The 15,806-nt window shown below is 69.1% G+C and carries 13 protein-coding genes; 8 read left to right on the top strand and 5 right to left on the bottom strand.

From position 1 onward, the window contains the following. The first annotated feature begins 22 nt into the window (after window positions 1–22). On the top strand, window positions 23–1,270 hold the full coding sequence (locus F4560_RS43110; RefSeq protein WP_184928760.1) for an SPFH domain-containing protein: 1,248 nt from the start codon (window positions 23–25) through the stop codon (window positions 1,268–1,270). Here F4560_RS43110 and F4560_RS43105 read toward each other — a convergent pair. Next, window positions 1,197–2,042: a PE-PGRS family protein gene (locus F4560_RS43105; RefSeq protein ID WP_184928759.1), complete on the bottom strand. Its 846-nt coding sequence runs from the start codon at window positions 2,040–2,042 to the stop codon at window positions 1,197–1,199. The genes F4560_RS43110 and F4560_RS43105 overlap by 74 nt on opposite strands. Window positions 2,043–2,216: 174 nt before the next feature. Here F4560_RS43105 and F4560_RS43100 point away from each other — a divergent pair, with 174 nt between their 5' ends. Then, window positions 2,217–2,462 (top strand): hypothetical protein, encoded by a 246-nt coding sequence (locus F4560_RS43100; protein WP_184928758.1) that lies wholly within the window; start codon window positions 2,217–2,219, stop codon window positions 2,460–2,462. 159 nt (window positions 2,463–2,621) lie between these two features. Here the strand turns inward: F4560_RS43100 and F4560_RS43095 are convergent, their stop codons facing one another. Then, complete coding sequence (locus F4560_RS43095; RefSeq protein WP_184928757.1) at window positions 2,622–3,872, bottom strand: IS4 family transposase; 1,251 nt, start codon at window positions 3,870–3,872, stop codon at window positions 2,622–2,624. A gap of 103 nt (window positions 3,873–3,975) precedes the next feature. On the opposite strand from F4560_RS43095, the gene F4560_RS43090 reads away from it, so the two are divergent. Next, the gene (locus F4560_RS43090) at window positions 3,976–4,485 is read left to right on the top strand and encodes a hypothetical protein (RefSeq protein WP_184928756.1); all 510 of its coding nucleotides are present in this window, start codon (window positions 3,976–3,978) and stop codon (window positions 4,483–4,485) included. An 83-nt stretch (window positions 4,486–4,568) separates the two neighbouring features. On the opposite strand, the gene F4560_RS43085 is transcribed toward F4560_RS43090, so the two are convergent. Next, window positions 4,569–5,024: a hypothetical protein gene (locus F4560_RS43085; RefSeq protein ID WP_184928755.1), complete on the bottom strand. Its 456-nt coding sequence runs from the start codon at window positions 5,022–5,024 to the stop codon at window positions 4,569–4,571. An 82-nt stretch (window positions 5,025–5,106) separates the two neighbouring features. Between F4560_RS43085 and F4560_RS43080 the strand changes: the two genes are divergently transcribed. Next, entirely contained in the window at window positions 5,107–6,816 is a 1,710-nt protein-coding gene (locus tag F4560_RS43080; protein ID WP_184928754.1) for a hypothetical protein, read from the top strand. On the opposite strand, the gene F4560_RS43075 is transcribed toward F4560_RS43080, so the two are convergent. Together F4560_RS43075 and F4560_RS43070 are read right to left on the bottom strand one after the other, a co-directional pair. Beyond that, window positions 6,800–8,686: a hypothetical protein gene (locus tag F4560_RS43075; protein WP_184928753.1), complete on the bottom strand. Its 1,887-nt coding sequence runs from the start codon at window positions 8,684–8,686 to the stop codon at window positions 6,800–6,802. The genes F4560_RS43080 and F4560_RS43075 overlap by 17 nt on opposite strands. A gap of 168 nt (window positions 8,687–8,854) precedes the next feature. Continuing rightward, on the bottom strand, window positions 8,855–9,826 hold the full coding sequence (locus F4560_RS43070) for a hypothetical protein (RefSeq protein ID WP_184928752.1): 972 nt from the start codon (window positions 9,824–9,826) through the stop codon (window positions 8,855–8,857). Between the two features lie 84 nt (window positions 9,827–9,910). On the opposite strand from F4560_RS43070, the gene F4560_RS43065 reads away from it, so the two are divergent. From F4560_RS43065 to F4560_RS43050, 4 genes are read left to right on the top strand one after another with little or no spacing between them, the layout of a single operon-like run. Then, complete coding sequence (locus F4560_RS43065) at window positions 9,911–12,598, top strand: tetratricopeptide repeat protein (protein ID WP_184928751.1); 2,688 nt, start codon at window positions 9,911–9,913, stop codon at window positions 12,596–12,598. Between the two features lie 15 nt (window positions 12,599–12,613). Beyond that, window positions 12,614–13,870 (top strand): glycosyltransferase family 4 protein, encoded by a 1,257-nt coding sequence (locus F4560_RS43060; RefSeq protein WP_184928750.1) that lies wholly within the window; start codon window positions 12,614–12,616, stop codon window positions 13,868–13,870. Further along, the gene (locus F4560_RS43055) at window positions 13,864–14,571 is read left to right on the top strand and encodes a class I SAM-dependent methyltransferase (RefSeq protein WP_184928749.1); all 708 of its coding nucleotides are present in this window, start codon (window positions 13,864–13,866) and stop codon (window positions 14,569–14,571) included. Before F4560_RS43060 ends, F4560_RS43055 begins: the two co-directional genes overlap by 7 nt. 4 nt (window positions 14,572–14,575) lie before the next feature. Then, complete coding sequence (locus F4560_RS43050) at window positions 14,576–15,649, top strand: prenyltransferase/squalene oxidase repeat-containing protein (RefSeq protein ID WP_184928748.1); 1,074 nt, start codon at window positions 14,576–14,578, stop codon at window positions 15,647–15,649. Window positions 15,650–15,806: the final 157 nt, after the last annotated feature.

Genomic DNA, 15,806 nt, shown 5'->3' with positions numbered 1-15,806 from the left:
CGGGCGTCATCCCGATCCTCAGGTGGAGAACACGACCGTCACGTCTGGCACATCCGACCTCCCCGATGCCACGAGGCTCGTTCAGCTACTGACGGACGCCGGGACTCTTCGGATCGAGAATCCGGACGAGACGTCGCGCGCGGCCTACCGTCGTGCCATCCACGCGGCGACGCAGCGCGGGCTCGTGCCGGAGGGATTCCTTCTCCGGCACACCGGTCGCAACGGCGGCGATCTGATCATCCAACTCGTGGACGCCGCGAACCCTGACGAGACCGAGTGGAACCGGATCAGGCTCGGCGTTCGCGATCAGGTGGCGGCGACGCCTGAACTGACCAGGATGCTGCGAGCCAATCCAGACGTGATGGAGGTCTCCGAGTCGTCGATGCCTCGCGCCCTCGGACTTGTCGAGGAATTGTCACGGAGTGCGGGGCGGCGGGGCTACACGCTGGCGATGTCCAAGAAGCGCAAGAACAAGGGACTCTTCATCCAAGCGGGCGAACGAAAGTTCACTGTGACGCTCAAAGAGGAGTACGAGGAGGTCGCGCGCACATCCGATCAAGGGACTGTCGGCAGTAAGCGCTACTCGTGGCAACGCCAGCCCCTGGTACACGAGTCGGTTCCGTCCGGTCGCCTCCGACTGGAGCTCGTGGAATCTCGCCACGCACGCCGTAGCACGTGGGGCGATAAAGGTCGGGCCCGTCTTGAGAACATGCTCGACCAGGTCATCGACGAGATCGAGCACCGTGTGGCTGCCGAGGAGGAGAGCGACCGCGAACACAGGCGGGCACTGGAGGAGTTCGAAGCCCAGCTGAGAGGTGAGGCAGCGGAAAAGCTCGCGCAATGGGAACAGGCGATGGCTCAGGCCCGCGTCCGCGCGACAGAGGAGCGCCGCGCGGAAATCTTCAGTCGTGCCTTGGACTCCTGGCTGACCGCCGACCAGGTCCGCGCCTTCTGCGACGCGCTCTCGGAACTCACCGAGGCCTCACCCGATAGTCGTGACGCCCTGACGTCGTGGATCGACTGGGGACGGTCCATGGCTGACAGCATCGATCCGGTGCACGACCCCAAGGCACTCACCGCGAACGGGTTCGACCGTCCTCCCACACCGGACGAACTCCGGCCGTACCTGGGCGAATGGAGCCCGCACCGCCCAGAGAAGGAGTACCGCGCGCCGCACACCGCACCGACGCCGCAGGTCAACGCCGACTGGTCCCGGCAGCAGGCGTGGCATCCAGGACTCCGAGGTCGCGCTCGATGGTGGCAGCGATAGCGTGCGCCTTCCGCTGGCGCAGTTCGGCCACGGCTCGTTGAACAAGTCCACCCAGTCGGACCACCTCCGCCCGCAGGGCCCGCAGTTCGTCGAAACGCTCGACGGCCTCGCCGGTGCACCACTCGCGCAGCACGCTCGCCACACGTTCGAACTGCCGCAACTCCTTGTCGTCACGTCGCCACGACGGCTCGCCTTCGTAGTGGTCCCGCAGACGCCGCTCCTGGTCGAGAGCCTTGCCCAGGACTTCCTCGCCGAGCTTGTCGGCTACCCGGCGTGCCAGGGTTCGGGTCGCCGACCACGGACAGACAAGGACACCGTTGCGATCGACGAAGCAGCGCGGCTGGGCGGTCAGCTCATCGGGTCCGATACCGACCAACGTCGCGATCTTTGTGAGATCGAAGATCTCCGCCACGCCGGCGTCCGCCTTCGTCGTGTGCAGACGGAGCACGTTCTTGGGACGCACGAATTCGAACACGAAGCGCGCCGCGTCGAACTCGGGCGTACCTCGCACGTCGACGGACTCCTCGACCACCGCGAGGCGACGCCGGTCGTCATGCAGGAACGACTCCACGTCCTCCCAAGGAGCGACCAGTTGTCCGCGCGCCACCCACTCCTGGAGCCCGGCTTCCTCGCCCGCCAGGAAGCGCACGTGAACGTCGCCCTGACGCCGTGGTCCGTCGAGCCTGACCACTTCTACGCGGTGAACCGGCTCGCCCAAAGCCTTCGGCCGGTCGCGGAACACCCGGTGCTCGCCGATCTGCATGGCCGACATTGAGTCACGACTCGATGTCGAAGTCCAGCCGCTACGACAGGCGCTCTCAAGAGCCACATGCCGACGGGTGAGTCCGTTCTACGGGTACTGGTTGCCGAGAAAGGTTCAGCTCGCCGGGGCGTGGGCCGATACCGAGAGCACGGTTCCCGGACGCTGCAGACCGGAGAGGGTGCAATGGCGAAGCTGACCGAGGAAGAGAAGGCGCGGCGCGCGCTGAGCCGCCGTCGCAAGGCCGCGTTGGAGGCCGAGCAAGACGAGATCCGACGGGAGGCAAGGCGGCGTGAGTGGGAGGCGAACGGAATGTACCTGTCTCGCGCCGAGATCAATGCGGGAGCAGCTTGTCGCGGATGCGGCCTACCCGTAGCAGACGGCCTCGGCCGCTGGCCACCGTTGCTCCAGATGGACACCAATGCCGCTTAGTTAGTGATCTTGCCGAAGAGGTGGATGCCAGGTGGCCGGTCGTAGCGGGTGCCTGTGTGGTGCGCGCGTTTGATCAGCTTGCTGCCGACGTTGCTGCGTTTGACCACGCGTGGGTAGGAGCGGTGGCGGCGGCCCCGGGCGCGTCGGTGTCGGATCTCCTCAAGCGTCTCGATGATCGCGTTCTTCAGGCGGTGAGGGGGAAAAACCCGCCTGGTTGGTGACCTGGCGGCGCACAGCGTTGAGACTTCGGACGAAGGACAACCCGTCGACGTCGAGCCCGTCGTCCGGACCGAGGCCCTCGGCGGCCTCCAACATCAACGCCCGCACCGCGTAGTGGGTCAGCAGCAACGCCCAGATCTCCTGCCGGACCAACTCCGGGGACTTCGACCGCAGCACCCTGCCATGCGGCATCTGATGGGTCTCGATCTCGTCCAGGGTCAGCTCGAACTCCCACCGCTGCCGATACAGCACCGCCAACTCCACCGCCGGCGCCACCTCGTGATCCATGATCGACACCACCAGGCGGATCATCTCGGGCTGCCCGCCGCGGTCGGTCACCGAGTACTCCACCACCCGCACCGGCAACCGCGACCCCTCCGGCGCCCGCGACCGCTTGCCCCGCTTCAGGTCCGCCTTGACCTTCGAGGGCAGCAGCTCACTGCGGTAGGACCCGTCGGGAAGCCACCCCAACACCGGCAGGTCCACATCGTCACGGACCCGCCACACCAATTGCGCCCCGCTCCGGCGCGCCCGCTGCCACAAGTCGTAGGAGAACACACCGCGATCGGCCAGCACCAGCATGTCCGGCTCGAACGCCGCCACCAACCGCTCGCACAAGCCGCGTTCCTGCACCCGCCAGGAATCCAACTCCGCCGCCACGATCGCATGCGTGCCGCACTCGCCCAGCCCCATGATCCGCACCTGCGGAAACGGGCTCTGCCCGCCCTTGTGCGGCTTCTTGCCGAACTCGGCTACGTTGGCCGCCGTGTCGGGCAAGTCCAGCACGACACCGTCGACCGCCATCACCCGCCACCCGTGAAACCACGCCCCCCGCGTTCCGGCATGGGCCATCGGCACCGCCACCCGGTCGAACAGCACCCGCAGCGGCGCCTCGCCCAACCGCCCCCGCGCCTGGGAGATCGCCCCCGTCGTGGGCACCGTCCACCCCTGCCGCCACGTGCCCAGAAACCGCAGACCGTCGACCAGCTTGCGCATCACCTCTTCGTAACCGTCATCGAAGAACAGGCACAGCGCCAGCACGTAGTAGACGACCACCCGCGCGGGCAGCAGACGCGACCGCCTCTCCCGACGCCCCGTTTCCGCGAGCACCTCGTCCACCAGATCCCGGTCGAACACACGGGCCAGCACACCGATGCTGATCCCATCGGTGAAACGGCGAGCAGACGGCACTGATCAACAGTACTGCCAACCAATCCACTCGCCTCAACCCGCACACCAAGGCCACTAACTAAGCGGCATTGAGATGGACACGGGACAACGGGAGCAGTACGACTTGGCGGAAGCGGAGTACAACCGACGCCACGCGGATTGCCGAAGCCACCGCTGGACCCTTCAAGGATCGAGGGCAACGCATTGTGGGTACTGCTGCCCACCACCACCGCTGAGCGAAGAGCAGGTCGCGACAATCCGAGAGATCTTCAACAGCAATAAGCCGGACCCTTCGGAGCTCGACACCTGGCAACTGACCCTGACGTGCGACCACCTGGTCGAGGCGACTCAGCACCACACGAACACGTACTGGTACCGCAGCGTGACGAATTGTCCCGAGTGTCAGCAGGTACGCGGGATCGTCTCCTCGGTCAAACTTCCACCGGGCGATGCACGACTCACAGCCGAAAGGCGCAGCCTGCAAGAGTCGTTGACCAAGGCTCGGGTCGAAGAGGATCGCTTGCAGAAGAGGGTCGACAAAGCTCGTCAACGCGTGAGCGCGATGGAGGAGCAGCTTGCCGACCTCGACGCGAACGACGGTCGACCCGCTCGGCAACGGGTATCGGCCGAGTGACGAGAAGCGCACCCGTGCAATGGATCGCGCCGCCCGCTGCGGCGAGTTCGACCGTTGATCTGATCCTCAGCCGAGCCGCCGGTTCACGAGTCGTCCAAGTCGGAGTGCATGGCCCTGCGTAGTTTGGCCAGCGCTTCGTCGAACTCGCGCTCGGCCTCCCGGACCGCGGGTGCGGATGGGGACATGGCCAGCGGAAGCGTGAGCAGGCGTTCGGCGGCGGCGAGCGCGACGGCCAGCGGTCCTTCGGCGAGGTCCGGTGAGTACAGCTCGATGTGGGCAGCTGCTTCGCGCAGGGCTGTGGACGCGGATTCGGTCGCCGAGGGGTCCGCCGTTGGCTGCTTTCCAGGCTTTATGGCCCGTGCGGCGGCCAGGAACTTCGTGTAGGCGTCCTCGCGGCTCTGCCGGTCGCGTTCGGCGCGGCGGGTTTCCCGCTCGATCAACGCCAGGCGGTATGCGCGGGAGCTGGCGAGCCATTGCGCCGCGAGGGCACCGCTGACGCTGAGCACGGCCACGACGATCGTCAGCCAAATCGGGGTCACACCGGCGACCGTACCGAGGAGGGTGGTGACCGCCGTCGGTGGAGGTACGGTGATCCGGTCATCGAGCGTCCCAGGAGCGTAGTTGTCCACCACCCGTTGGCTCGGCGTGCCACTGGGCCCGGAGGGGCCGCGCTGGACGACCGTTGCGGCCGAGCGTTTTGTCCTCGTGGTGGTGCACACGATCACGGCGGTCAACCGGTTCGCCGACATCCTCTCTGTGTTCGACTCCGATCGACGGGTCCAGCTGGTCTTCACCTTTCCGGCCGCCTCGGCCGTCACCGCCGATGTCGAGGGATACCTCGCCGCGACCGGAGCCCTGGTGATTCCGTGGGATCAAGCCGTGTCGACCAAGTTCCACCTCGCGTTGTCGGTGCACAACAGCGGGAACCTGCACGAAATCGACGCGCCGCTCATCGTCCTGTCCCACGGAATGGGATATACTAAGAATTCACACCGGAAGCCGGAAGCCGGAAGCCGGAAGCCGGAAGCCGGAAGCCGGAAGCCGGAAGCCGGAAGCCGTTCCGTTTACGGCCTTTCCCGCGAGTGGTTGATCCATTCCGGAGACGTCGTGCCGAGCGCGATCGTTTTGTCCCACGAGGAACAGTGTGCGCGGCTTGGCGAGTCGGTGCCGGAGGCGCTGTCCGCTGCCGTCGTGGCGGGGGATCCGTGCTTCGATCGCCTGGTCGCCAGCGAGCAGAGAAGATCGGGCTACCGGCGGGTGCTCGGAGCCGGCGACGACACCACCGTGGTGGTGCTGACGTCGACCTGGGGTGATCGTTCCCTGCTGGGAACCATGCCGGACCTGCCGGGACATCTACTGGCCGAGTTGCCGGTCGACCGGTACGTGGTCGCGGCGGTGTTGCACCCGAATGTCTGGTTCGCGCACGGTCCACACCAGATCCGGCTGTGGCTCGGTGACTGCCTCCGCGCGGGTCTGCGACTGATCCCGCCGGCGGAGGGTTGGCAGCAGGCACTGATCGCTTCGGACGTGGTGATCGGTGACCACGGCGCGGTGACGGGGTACGGCGCCGCGCTGGGGCGGCCGACGCTGTTGGCCTCGTTCCCGGTGCCGGAAGTGGCAGCAGGATCTGCCATCGACGCCTTGGGGCGGACCGCAGCCAGATTGGACCGGCGCGGACCGTTCGAGGCGCAGATCCGGACCGCCCTCACCGACACCGCAACCGACCGGTGGTCGCAGGTCCGCGACCTGACGACGTCCGTCCCGGGGCGAAGCGCGGACCTGTTGCGCAGGGTGTTCTACGACCTCATGCGTCTACCGGAGCCGTCCCGCACCACGCTGCTCCCCCGATACTCCGTCGGCGGTCTGGTGCCCGAGGAGGAACCGGTGCGGGCGTGGTGGGTGGCCGCCGAACCGAGGGACGTGGACGAGGTCGTGGTCACCCGGTGGCCGGCCGATGTGCTCGCCAGGGAGGATCAGACCCCGGACGCCGCCCGCCACCTGGTCGTGGCCGGCGGGCACCCACGCCGCGATCTGCGTGGCAACGCCGCGATCGTGGTGATCGACGGCGAGGGCGACAGCGCCGTGGAGGCGGTTTTCGACAGCCGTCCGTCCACCGTGCTGGTCGTGGCCGGCGACAGCATCGCGCACCGCGATGGCACCCGTCTGTCGGTGGCTCTCGCCGATTCCTCGTCGCCCGACGGGGTGATCGTGTGTGGCTCTGCGATCTACGGTTGGCTCGCCGCAGGACGGAAATGGTCGGAGCTCCCCGAGACGCTCACCGTGCGACTGGGCCGTCAGGTGTTCACCGCGTGCCTCACCCGTCCTCGTTGAGCAGGGCGTCGATCCGTTCCTGCACGGCATCGGCCCGCGCGTCGCCAAGGCTGACGAAGAGCTCCTTGGCCGACAGGTAGGCCTGGAGCGCCTCGTCCCGACGCCCGGCGGCGGCCAACGCGTCACCCAGCCAACGCAGCGCATCCGCCTGCGCGCGACGCGCATTGTCACCCTCGAAGAGGGTTGCCGCGAGTGAGAAGCACCGGACAGCCTCCGACTGATCACCGGAGCCGTGCGCGGCGCGGCCGAGGACCATCCGGCACTTCGCCTGGTTCTCGGCCTCGCCGATCCGCTCGAAGAACCGCGGGCCGTCCGCCACCAGGGCCGCGGCCCGCGCCCACTCCGAGCGGACGAGCAACGCCCGGGCGCGGTGCAGGTCCAGCAGTGCCCGCATCCGGCCCTGCTGGTCGGCGGGGATCGCGTCGGCGACCCGGGCGATCACCGCCTCGGACTTGTCGTAGGCGTCCAGGGCCGTGTCGATGTCCCGCTCGGCGGCGGCGACCTTCCCGAGCCATTCGTGCGCGCTCTGCTCGCCTAACGGATGGACTGCCCGCACGGCTGATTCCAGGGACGCAGTGAAGTCGGCACGCGCCGAGCGGAGCTCCCCCAATGCGAGGTGCGCCGCGCCGCGCTGGGAGATCACCTGCATCAGCCCGGCCGTGGCGTCCGCCGTCTGAGCCGACAACACGCCGAGCCGGTGGGTGTCCAGCCAGGCGTCGTAGTGCCCGTGGAGATGGAGGTATTTGAACAGCGCCACGCAGGTCTGCCAGGCGATCTCGTGCAGCCCGTCCTCGTGTGCCATGCCGACCGACGCCACCAGCGCGGGCCATTCGGCGTCGAACCACGCCGTCGCCTCCTCCCGCGCGACGACCGGGCCACCGGCGCGGGCGTACCGCTCGAACACCGGGCCGACCCGCCACCGCCGGGACAGGGCCGCGTCCATCGGCACCGCCTGGTCGAGGTACCAGGTGACGATCCGGGCGCGTGCCGACCCGCATTCCCGTGGGCCGTCGACTTCCTGCGCACGACGGAGCGCATCGGCGCGGACGACGCGGTAGAACGAGTACCGGTCGGTGTCTTCGTCGAACACCAGCAGACTCATGTCCACCAACTGGTCTAGTAGGCGTTCGGCTTCGACCGGCGGGACGTCCAGTGCGATGGCGGCGGCATCGGCGCCGAAACTCTGGCCGGGCAGCAAGGCCAGACGCCGGTAGACGAGTGGGAGCCCGGGTTCCAGGTTCTCATAGGCCAGATCCAGGAACCTGGCCATTTGTTGGGACCGGTCCATCTCGATCAGCGCAGCTCCGGAGCGGCGCAGGTCGGCCAGGAACCGCTCCACGACACGCGCGCGACCGGTCAGCTGAGCGGCCAGCATCTTGATCAGAAGCGGGTAGCCGTCGCACAGGTCGGCGAGTTCGCGCAGCGTGTCCGCGGCGATCTTGCCCGCGGTGGACTTCAGTCGGTCGGTCAGCAGTTCCCTCGACTCGGCCTGGGGCAGTTTCCCGAGCGGGATGTCGGCGAAGTCGTGCAGCAGCAGGTCGCGCACCATCGTGCGGGTGGTCACGACCAACACCGCGTCCGGGGCGGCGGCGGGAATCAGGTTCGTCACCTGCTCGACGCTGACCGCGTCCTTGATGACCAGGAGGAATCGCTTGCCGGCGGACACCCGGTGGAAGGCGTATAACCGCGCCGCGTCCGAACTGTCCAGCTCGGTGTCGGGCACACCGAGCCCGCGAAGCACCTGCCCGAGCATCTCCCCCGGCGGGACCATCGTGCCGTCGGCCTGCCGGGCGGCGACTTCGATGTACACGCGGCCGAACGCATCCCGGTCCTCGTGGTAGAACTCGCTGATCAGACTGGCGCGCCCCATGCCCTCAGGACCGTGCACGAACATCAGGCACGGCCGACGTTGTGCGCGCCGGGCCCTCAAGCATTCACGCATTGCCCGCCGAACACCCGCGCGGTTGAGAAAAGGATTCGCCCTGCGCGGGCCGAAGTAGGAACTCACGCCTGCCTCCCCAAGGTACGCCGGATTGGATCATGCCGACGCTGATGTCGCAGGCGGATCGCCTAAGCCATCACCCGAATGGCAGACCTCGGCCAATGGTCCGCCGACTACCGCTTTGCCCAGGTAGTAGGTGGCTTCGTGGGGCTTGGAGCCGTTGTCCACCGTCGAGTGGTTTTCCAGCACCCCGTCCCCGCCGGCGAACAACGGGGTCAGGTCGAGCGTCGAGGCGACGAGATCGTCCCGGTCCGCGATGTTCACCCAGCGCTTCACCGTGGGCGGCACGCATGTCGGTTGCGGGTGGAGGCGCCCGTGGATCAGGGTGCGCATCCCGAGCGGTGATCCGAGCGTGATCAGCAGTGGGATGGGGTGGTCCACGCGGTGCAGCGCCTCGAACGCGACCACGGTGCCCAGCGAGTGGGCGATGACCACCTTCGTGTCGACGTCGACGAGGGACAGCACACGCTGCTGCGCGGCCTGCCTGATCTCCGGGTCGGTGAGGTAGAGGGTCACCTGGCGCAGTGCAGCGACGAGGAAGCGTTCCGCGACCGCGTGACCGAGGCGCGCGAAGGGACCGATGCGCAGCAACGCGTTGAGCAGCGGCCGGGCCAGCGCGCCGAGTCCTTGCGCGTCCGGGACATCCCCGCGCAGCACACGCAGGGCTTGCTCGACTTCACGCTGGTCGTTCGGGCCTTGTGCGCGTGCACCCGCGTTGGCGATCAGCTCGGCGAGCAGGTCGTCGATCACCCGCTGCCGGTCCGGTGTGCTGAGCCCGACCAGGTCGGCGGCAGATCCTTGCTGGTCGGCGCGTCGGAAGAGGTCGGCGTAGTAGGCCATGCGGGTGGTCGGGGTGCCCGGTCGGGCGTGCCGCCACAGGGCGTCGGCGAGTTCGGGGTGACCGGCGGTGCGCACGCCTCCGGCGAGGCTGGGCAGCCATTGGCTTTCCAGCCAGTCGGCGGAACGGTGCTCTTGTCCGATGCCGTGCACGAGAATGATCTCCGTCACGCTTCGACCCTTCTGCCCGGGTGGCGACGCTCCGTAGTATGGCGTTGCTTGCCCGCAGCGGGTCCGGTAGGCGAATGTTGATCCGTGAACGGGCGCTTGGTGCTGGTGGTGGGGTCGCAGTGCGACGCCGCGAACCTGGAGCTGTCTGTGCTTCCGCGCGCGGCTCACGAGTTGGCCGAGGTGCTGGTGCGGCCCGAGTTGGGTGGCTGCACGCCCGCGTTGCCGACCGGCCCGACGGTGATCGACCCGACCGCGGCCGAACTGGACGACGCGATCGTCGCGTCGATCCGACAGGCTCATGACGAGCAGGCGACGCTGTTCCTGGTGTTCATCGGGCACGGCGGGTTCGAGGACGACGACTTCTACCTGCTGGCGAAGGACAGTTCGGCGGCCGATTCCCGACAGGCCGTGCTGGTGGGACAGCGGGTGAAGGAGCTGCTGCGCCGGTACTCGAACCTGGACGGCCTGGTCATGCTCATCGACGCCTGCCACTCCGGGCTGGCGGCCGAAGCGGCGGGTCGGGAGTGGCTGGCGCCGATGCGCCGGTCCCGCCGCCGGTTCGAGCTGCTGACGGCGACCGACGAAGGCCCGGCGTTCGGCGCCTGCCTGACGCGGTCGCTGGCCAGGATGATCCGCACCGGCGTGCCCGCGGTCGGCGAGCGGCTGCACTGCGCCGATCTGAAGACGCATGTGGACGACTCGTGCCAGTACCAGGTGGCGGTGCACCTGGCCTACGACGGCAGCCGCGAGGTGCTGCGCAGCGACGCCGGCCTGTGGTTGGCGGTGAACGCCGCCTTGGCCTGGCGTTCGTCCCCGCTCGCGGACACCAGCGCGATGGCGCAGGTCGAGCGGCTGGTGGAGCACTACGAGCCGACGCGGGCGTGCGATGTCGTGCACGAACTGGTGCGCGACGGGGTGCGCTGCGTCGTGGTGACCGGTCCCGCCGGTTCCGGGAAGTCCGCCACGGTCGCCACGCTCGTCGACCCTCGACGGGACGTCGGTGTGCACGCCTCGGTGTTCCTCACCGGCGCGACCACCGCCGAGCAGGTCGCGGTCGAGCTGGCACGTCAGCTCGGCGCCCACGGCCTCGGGTTCGCCGAGGCGAGTGCCCGCTACTGGAACGAGGAACTGCCGGACCGGTGGCCGCACGTGGACGCGTTGGAAGTACACGTACTCGGTCCGCTGCAGCACATCACCGAACGGGTGCGCCTCGTGATCGACGGCACGGACACCCAGGACCCGATCACCCGCGACGCGCTGCTCACCTCCCTGGCCCGCGTCACCACCGAGCCGGAGCTGGCCCACGTCCAGCTCGTCATCACGGGAGACAAGGCGGGCGACCACCTGCCGTCCGCACACGTGGTGACCCTGGACCGTCCGGACGCGCCTGCCCTCGCCCGCTACGCCGAACTGCGCGGACTGCCGACGCACCACGTGGCGAACGTGGTCACGCTGAGCGGGGGCAGTTGGCTGTCGGCGCGGTTGATCACCGATGGGCTGCTGGCCACCACGACCTCCCTGTCGGCCGCCGGTCCGACACCGTCTGAGTTCGACGACGTGTACCGGGCCTACCTGCGACGCGCCGGACTGCTGCGGCGCGACGAGCAAGCCGAACAGCTCCGGGCGGTGCTGGCCGTGCTGCTGGCGGCGGGCATCGGGCCGGTGCTGCCGTTCACCGTGCTGCTCGCCGCCGTGCGCGACTCGTTCGGACACGGTGCGGTCGGGCCGTTGCGCGACCTGCTGCTCCGGCTGGACGCCGTGGTCGTGCGTGGTCGGGCCGGCACGCCTGACGAGCACGTCGGCATCGCCGAGCGCGCCTTTGCCGACTTCTTGCGTCAGGACCGGGACACCGCTGTGGACGAACAGGCGGGACACCGCGCGTTGGCGTCGGTAGCTGCCGAGATGCCCTCGGACTACGCGATCGCCGCGCTGCACCGCCACCTGTGGGCGGTGGGGCAGCGGGCCGAGGCGGTCGAGCAGGTCGATGCGCACGAGTCCGCGATCCCGCTGGAGAACCGGACCAGGTGGTCGGTGATCGCCGCGGCGGCCGGCGACGAGCTCGGAGCCCGGGACGTCCTCACGCTCCGGGCCCGCGCACGCGTGGCGACCTGGACGGCGAAGAGCGGCGACCCGGAGACGGCGTTGCCCGTGCTCCGCGAAGTGCTCGAACAGGCCGTCGCCGTGCTCGGGCCGCAGCACGTCGATGTGTTGAGCCTGCGGAACAACGTCGCGTTCTGGACCGGCTACACCGGTGATTGGCCCGCCGCCGGACGGATGTTCGCCGAACTCGCGGACGAATGCGCCGCCCACCTCGGCCCGGAGCACCCGGAGACGCTCAGCGCTCGTCACCACATGGCCTTGGCTGCTGCCAATGTCCCCGATGTCCCGGAGGCGCTGCGCGGGTTCCGCGAGGTGCTGGGGCTGCGTGAACGGGTGATCGGCCCCGATCACGTCGACACGTTGCGTAGTCGCCACAACATCCTCTACTGGGAAGCCGAAACGGAGCACCCCCCCCCCGTTGCCTCTCGGTGGTCCCGGTTGGTCGACGACCTCGTCCACTCGGTCGGACCGGATCACCCGGAAACGCTCACTGCGCGTTACCACCAGGCGTTGTTCTCCGCCAAGCGCGGCGAGGTCTCGGCGGCGCTCGCCGAGTTCCACGCGCTGCTGCCGGACTGCGAGCGCGTCCTGGGACCGTGGCATCCGGACACGCACCAAATCATGGTGCAGCTCGACTTCTGGTCGGGGCGACCCGATGAGCGCCCGCGATGACAGGGAGCGTTCGCGGTGAGCGGCAACGGGTTGCGCGTCGCCCTGCTCTGCTACCGGGGCGCACCGCACTGCGGTGGTCAGGGCGTCTACGTCCGGCACCTCAGTCGTGAGCTGACCGCGCTCGGGCACCGCGTGGAGGTGATCGCCGGGCCTCCCTACCCCCGCCTCGACCGCGGTGTGCGGCTGACCCGGCTGCCCGGTCTGGAGTTGTTCGCGGAGCCGAACCCGTTCCGCAAGCCCGCGCTGCGGGAACTGCGGCGGGTCGGCGACTGGGTGGAATACCTGGACTGGCGGCTGCGCGGACGGTACTCGGAGCCGCTGGCGTTCTCGTTGCGCGCGCTGGCGTACTTGCGCTCGCGCCGGCACGAGTTCGACGTCGTGCACGACAACCAGGGCCTCGGCTACGGACTGCTCGGCGTCCCCGCGCTGGGACTGCCGCTGGTGGCCACCGTGCACCACCCGATCACCATCGACCGGGACCTCACCCTGCAATCGGCCGAAGGCGAGGCGGCGCGGGGCGCGCGACGCTGGTACGGGTTCACCGCGATGCAGCACCGCGTCGCCCGCACGCTGCCCGCCGTGCTGACCGTGTCCACCGCGGCACGCGTCGAAATCACCCGGTGCATGGGGGTTCCGGACCGCCGGATCAGTGTCGTGCACCCCGGCGTGGACCGCGGCGTGTTCTTCGTCGACTCCGACGTGCGCCGTGTGCCGGGCCGGATCGTCACCACCGCCAGCGCCGACGTGCCGCTCAAGGGTCTGCGCCACTTGGTGGCGGCGTTGCCCGACGTGCCCGACGCCGAACTGGTCGTCGTCGGCCGGATCTCCCCCACCAGTCCCACCCTCCACCTGATCTCCGAGCTCGGTCTGCGGGACCGCGTAACCGTCCGAACAGGACTGGACGACGTGGAACTCGCCGATCTGCTGCGCAGCGCCCAAGTGGTCTGCGTGCCCTCGCTGTTCGAAGGGTTCGCACTCCCCGCGGTGGAGGCGATGGCGTGCGGCACCCCGCTTGTCACGACGACCGCCGGCGCGCTTCCAGAGGTCGTCGGCGCGCACGGCGAGTGCGCATTGCTCGTCCCGCCGGCGGACCCGGCCGCGCTTGCCAAGCAGCTCCGGGTGCTGCTGGAGGACGACGTCCTCCGAACCGCCATGGGCACACGGGCCGCAGCCAGGTCGGAGCGGTTCTCCTGGACTGCGACCGCGGCGGCCACCGCGGACGTCTACCGGGCCCTGGTGCACAACAACCGGAAGAACGGCGCGACTTGCTGACGATCGACTTCGACCGCTTCCCCGTCGGCCCGACCAACCGAGTGCTCGACTTCGGCTGCGGCACCGGACGACACGCCTTCGAGGCCTACCGACGCGGCGCCGACGTCGTCGCACTCGACCGTGACGACACCGTCCTCAAGGACGTCCGCGACATGTTCGCCGCGATGGCCTACGTCGGCGAAGCACCACCCACCGCCCAAGCCAACGCCCTACGCGCCGACGGCTTCGCCCTCCCGTTCACCGACGGGTCCTTCGACCGCGTCATCGCCGCCGAGGTCCTGGAGCACATCCGGGCCGACGACGTGGCGCTCGCCGAACTCGTCCGCGTGCTCGCACCCGGCGGGCACATCGCGATCACCGTCCCCCGCTGGCTGCCCGAACGGATCTGCTGGACGTTGTCGGAGGCCTACCACCTCGTCGAAGGCGGACACGTGCGCATCTACCGCCGCAGCGGCCTGCTCGACATGCTCCGGCAGGCCGGGCTCCGCCCCATCGGCTCACACCACGCCCACGCGTTCCACACGCCGTACTGGTGGCTCAAATGCGCCTTCGGCCCCGACAACGACAACGCCCTGGTCCGCGGCTACCACAAAGCCCTGTGCTGGGAGATCGAACGGGGCAACGCGATGACCCGCTTCGCGGAACGAGCGCTCGACCCGGTTCTGGGCAAGAGCCTGGTCGTCTACGCGGTCAAGGACTGAGGCAGTGGACCACGAGACCGCACGCACCATCGCCGCCGCACAGCAAGCCGACGGCTCCATCCCCTGGGAACCCGGTCGCCACGTCGACCCGTGGAACCACGTCGAAGCCGCGATGGGCATGGCGGTCGCCGGACTTCGGGACGAGGCGGAAGCCGCCTACACCTGGCTCGCCCGGACCCAGAACCCGGACGGCTCGTGGTTCGCCGCCTACCGCGACGGCCACGCCACGGACCGCTCGCGCGACACCAGCTTCACCGCCTACGTCGCCGTCGGCGTACGCCACCACTGGCTGCTGACCGGCGACACGCGCTTCCTCACCCGGATGCGGCCGATGGTGAGCCGGGCCCTCGACTTCGTGGTGGCGCTGCAAGCACCGGATGGGCGGATACCCTGGCGCCTCAACAGGTTCGGCGTCGCCACCGAGGAAGTGATGCTCGCCGGGTGCTCCAGCATCCACCAGGCCCTGCTGTGCGCCGCCGACCTTGCCACCGACCTCGACCAACCACCCACCCGGTGGCGAGCCGCCGCAGACCTCCTGCGCCAGGCCATCACGAACGCACCCGACACGTTCACCACCAAGCCGCACGCCATGGACTGGTACTACCCGGTGCTTTGCGGCGTGCTCACCCCCGCGACGGCGTCAACCCGGATCGCCGAAGGGTGGGACCGCTTCGTCGCACCCGGCCTCGGCGTGCGCTGCGTCCACGACCAGCCCTGGGTCACCGGCGGAGAAACCGCCGAACTGGCCCTCGCCCTCGCCACCCGCGGCCGCCACGACACCGCCCGCGAACTCCTCCGCGACATCGCCCGACTACGCCACACCGACGGCTCCTACTGGACCGGCTACCAATACGCCAACCAAGTCCTCTGGCCATCAGAACGCGCCACCTGGACCGCCGGAGCCATCCTCCTCGCACACGCCGCGATCGCGGACGAACCGGCCACGCACCAAACCTTCACGACATCGCTCCACACCGACCACCCAGCCACCGACTCTCCACCGGATGGCCCCCGGAGCCGGCCGACCGGCGACACAGCTACGCCATCCTGGACGGCTGGAAGTAGCGTCGCGACCTGATCGCGGCGACCGAACGCAGGGCAGGAACGTGCCGGATGCCCCGGCCCGCCCGAAGTACAGCCGACGTTCGGCGACGCTTGCCTGGAGGAGGGCGGCGCAGTCGACCTCCCCGTGCAGCCATGTCGTGACCTATCGCCGGTACTTCGTGCTCTCCGCC

It is taken from the genome of Saccharothrix ecbatanensis, from assembly GCF_014205015.1.
In the GTDB taxonomy this organism is placed as follows: domain Bacteria; phylum Actinomycetota; class Actinomycetes; order Mycobacteriales; family Pseudonocardiaceae; genus Actinosynnema; species Actinosynnema ecbatanense.
Note: the sequence above shows the minus strand (reverse complement) of the source record. Positions and strands in the feature narration are given on the sequence as shown.

What these genes read in the sequence shown, in the direction of transcription:
- F4560_RS43105 (WP_184928759.1), bottom strand. Translation starts at nt 2,042, where the DNA reads ATGTCGGCCATGCAGATCGGCGAGCACCGGGTGTTCCGCGACCGGCCG.
- F4560_RS43100 (WP_184928758.1), top strand. Translation starts at nt 2,217, where the DNA reads ATGGCGAAGCTGACCGAGGAAGAGAAGGCGCGGCGCGCGCTGAGCCGC.
- F4560_RS43075 (WP_184928753.1), bottom strand. Translation starts at nt 8,686, where the DNA reads ATGGGGCGCGCCAGTCTGATCAGCGAGTTCTACCACGAGGACCGGGAT.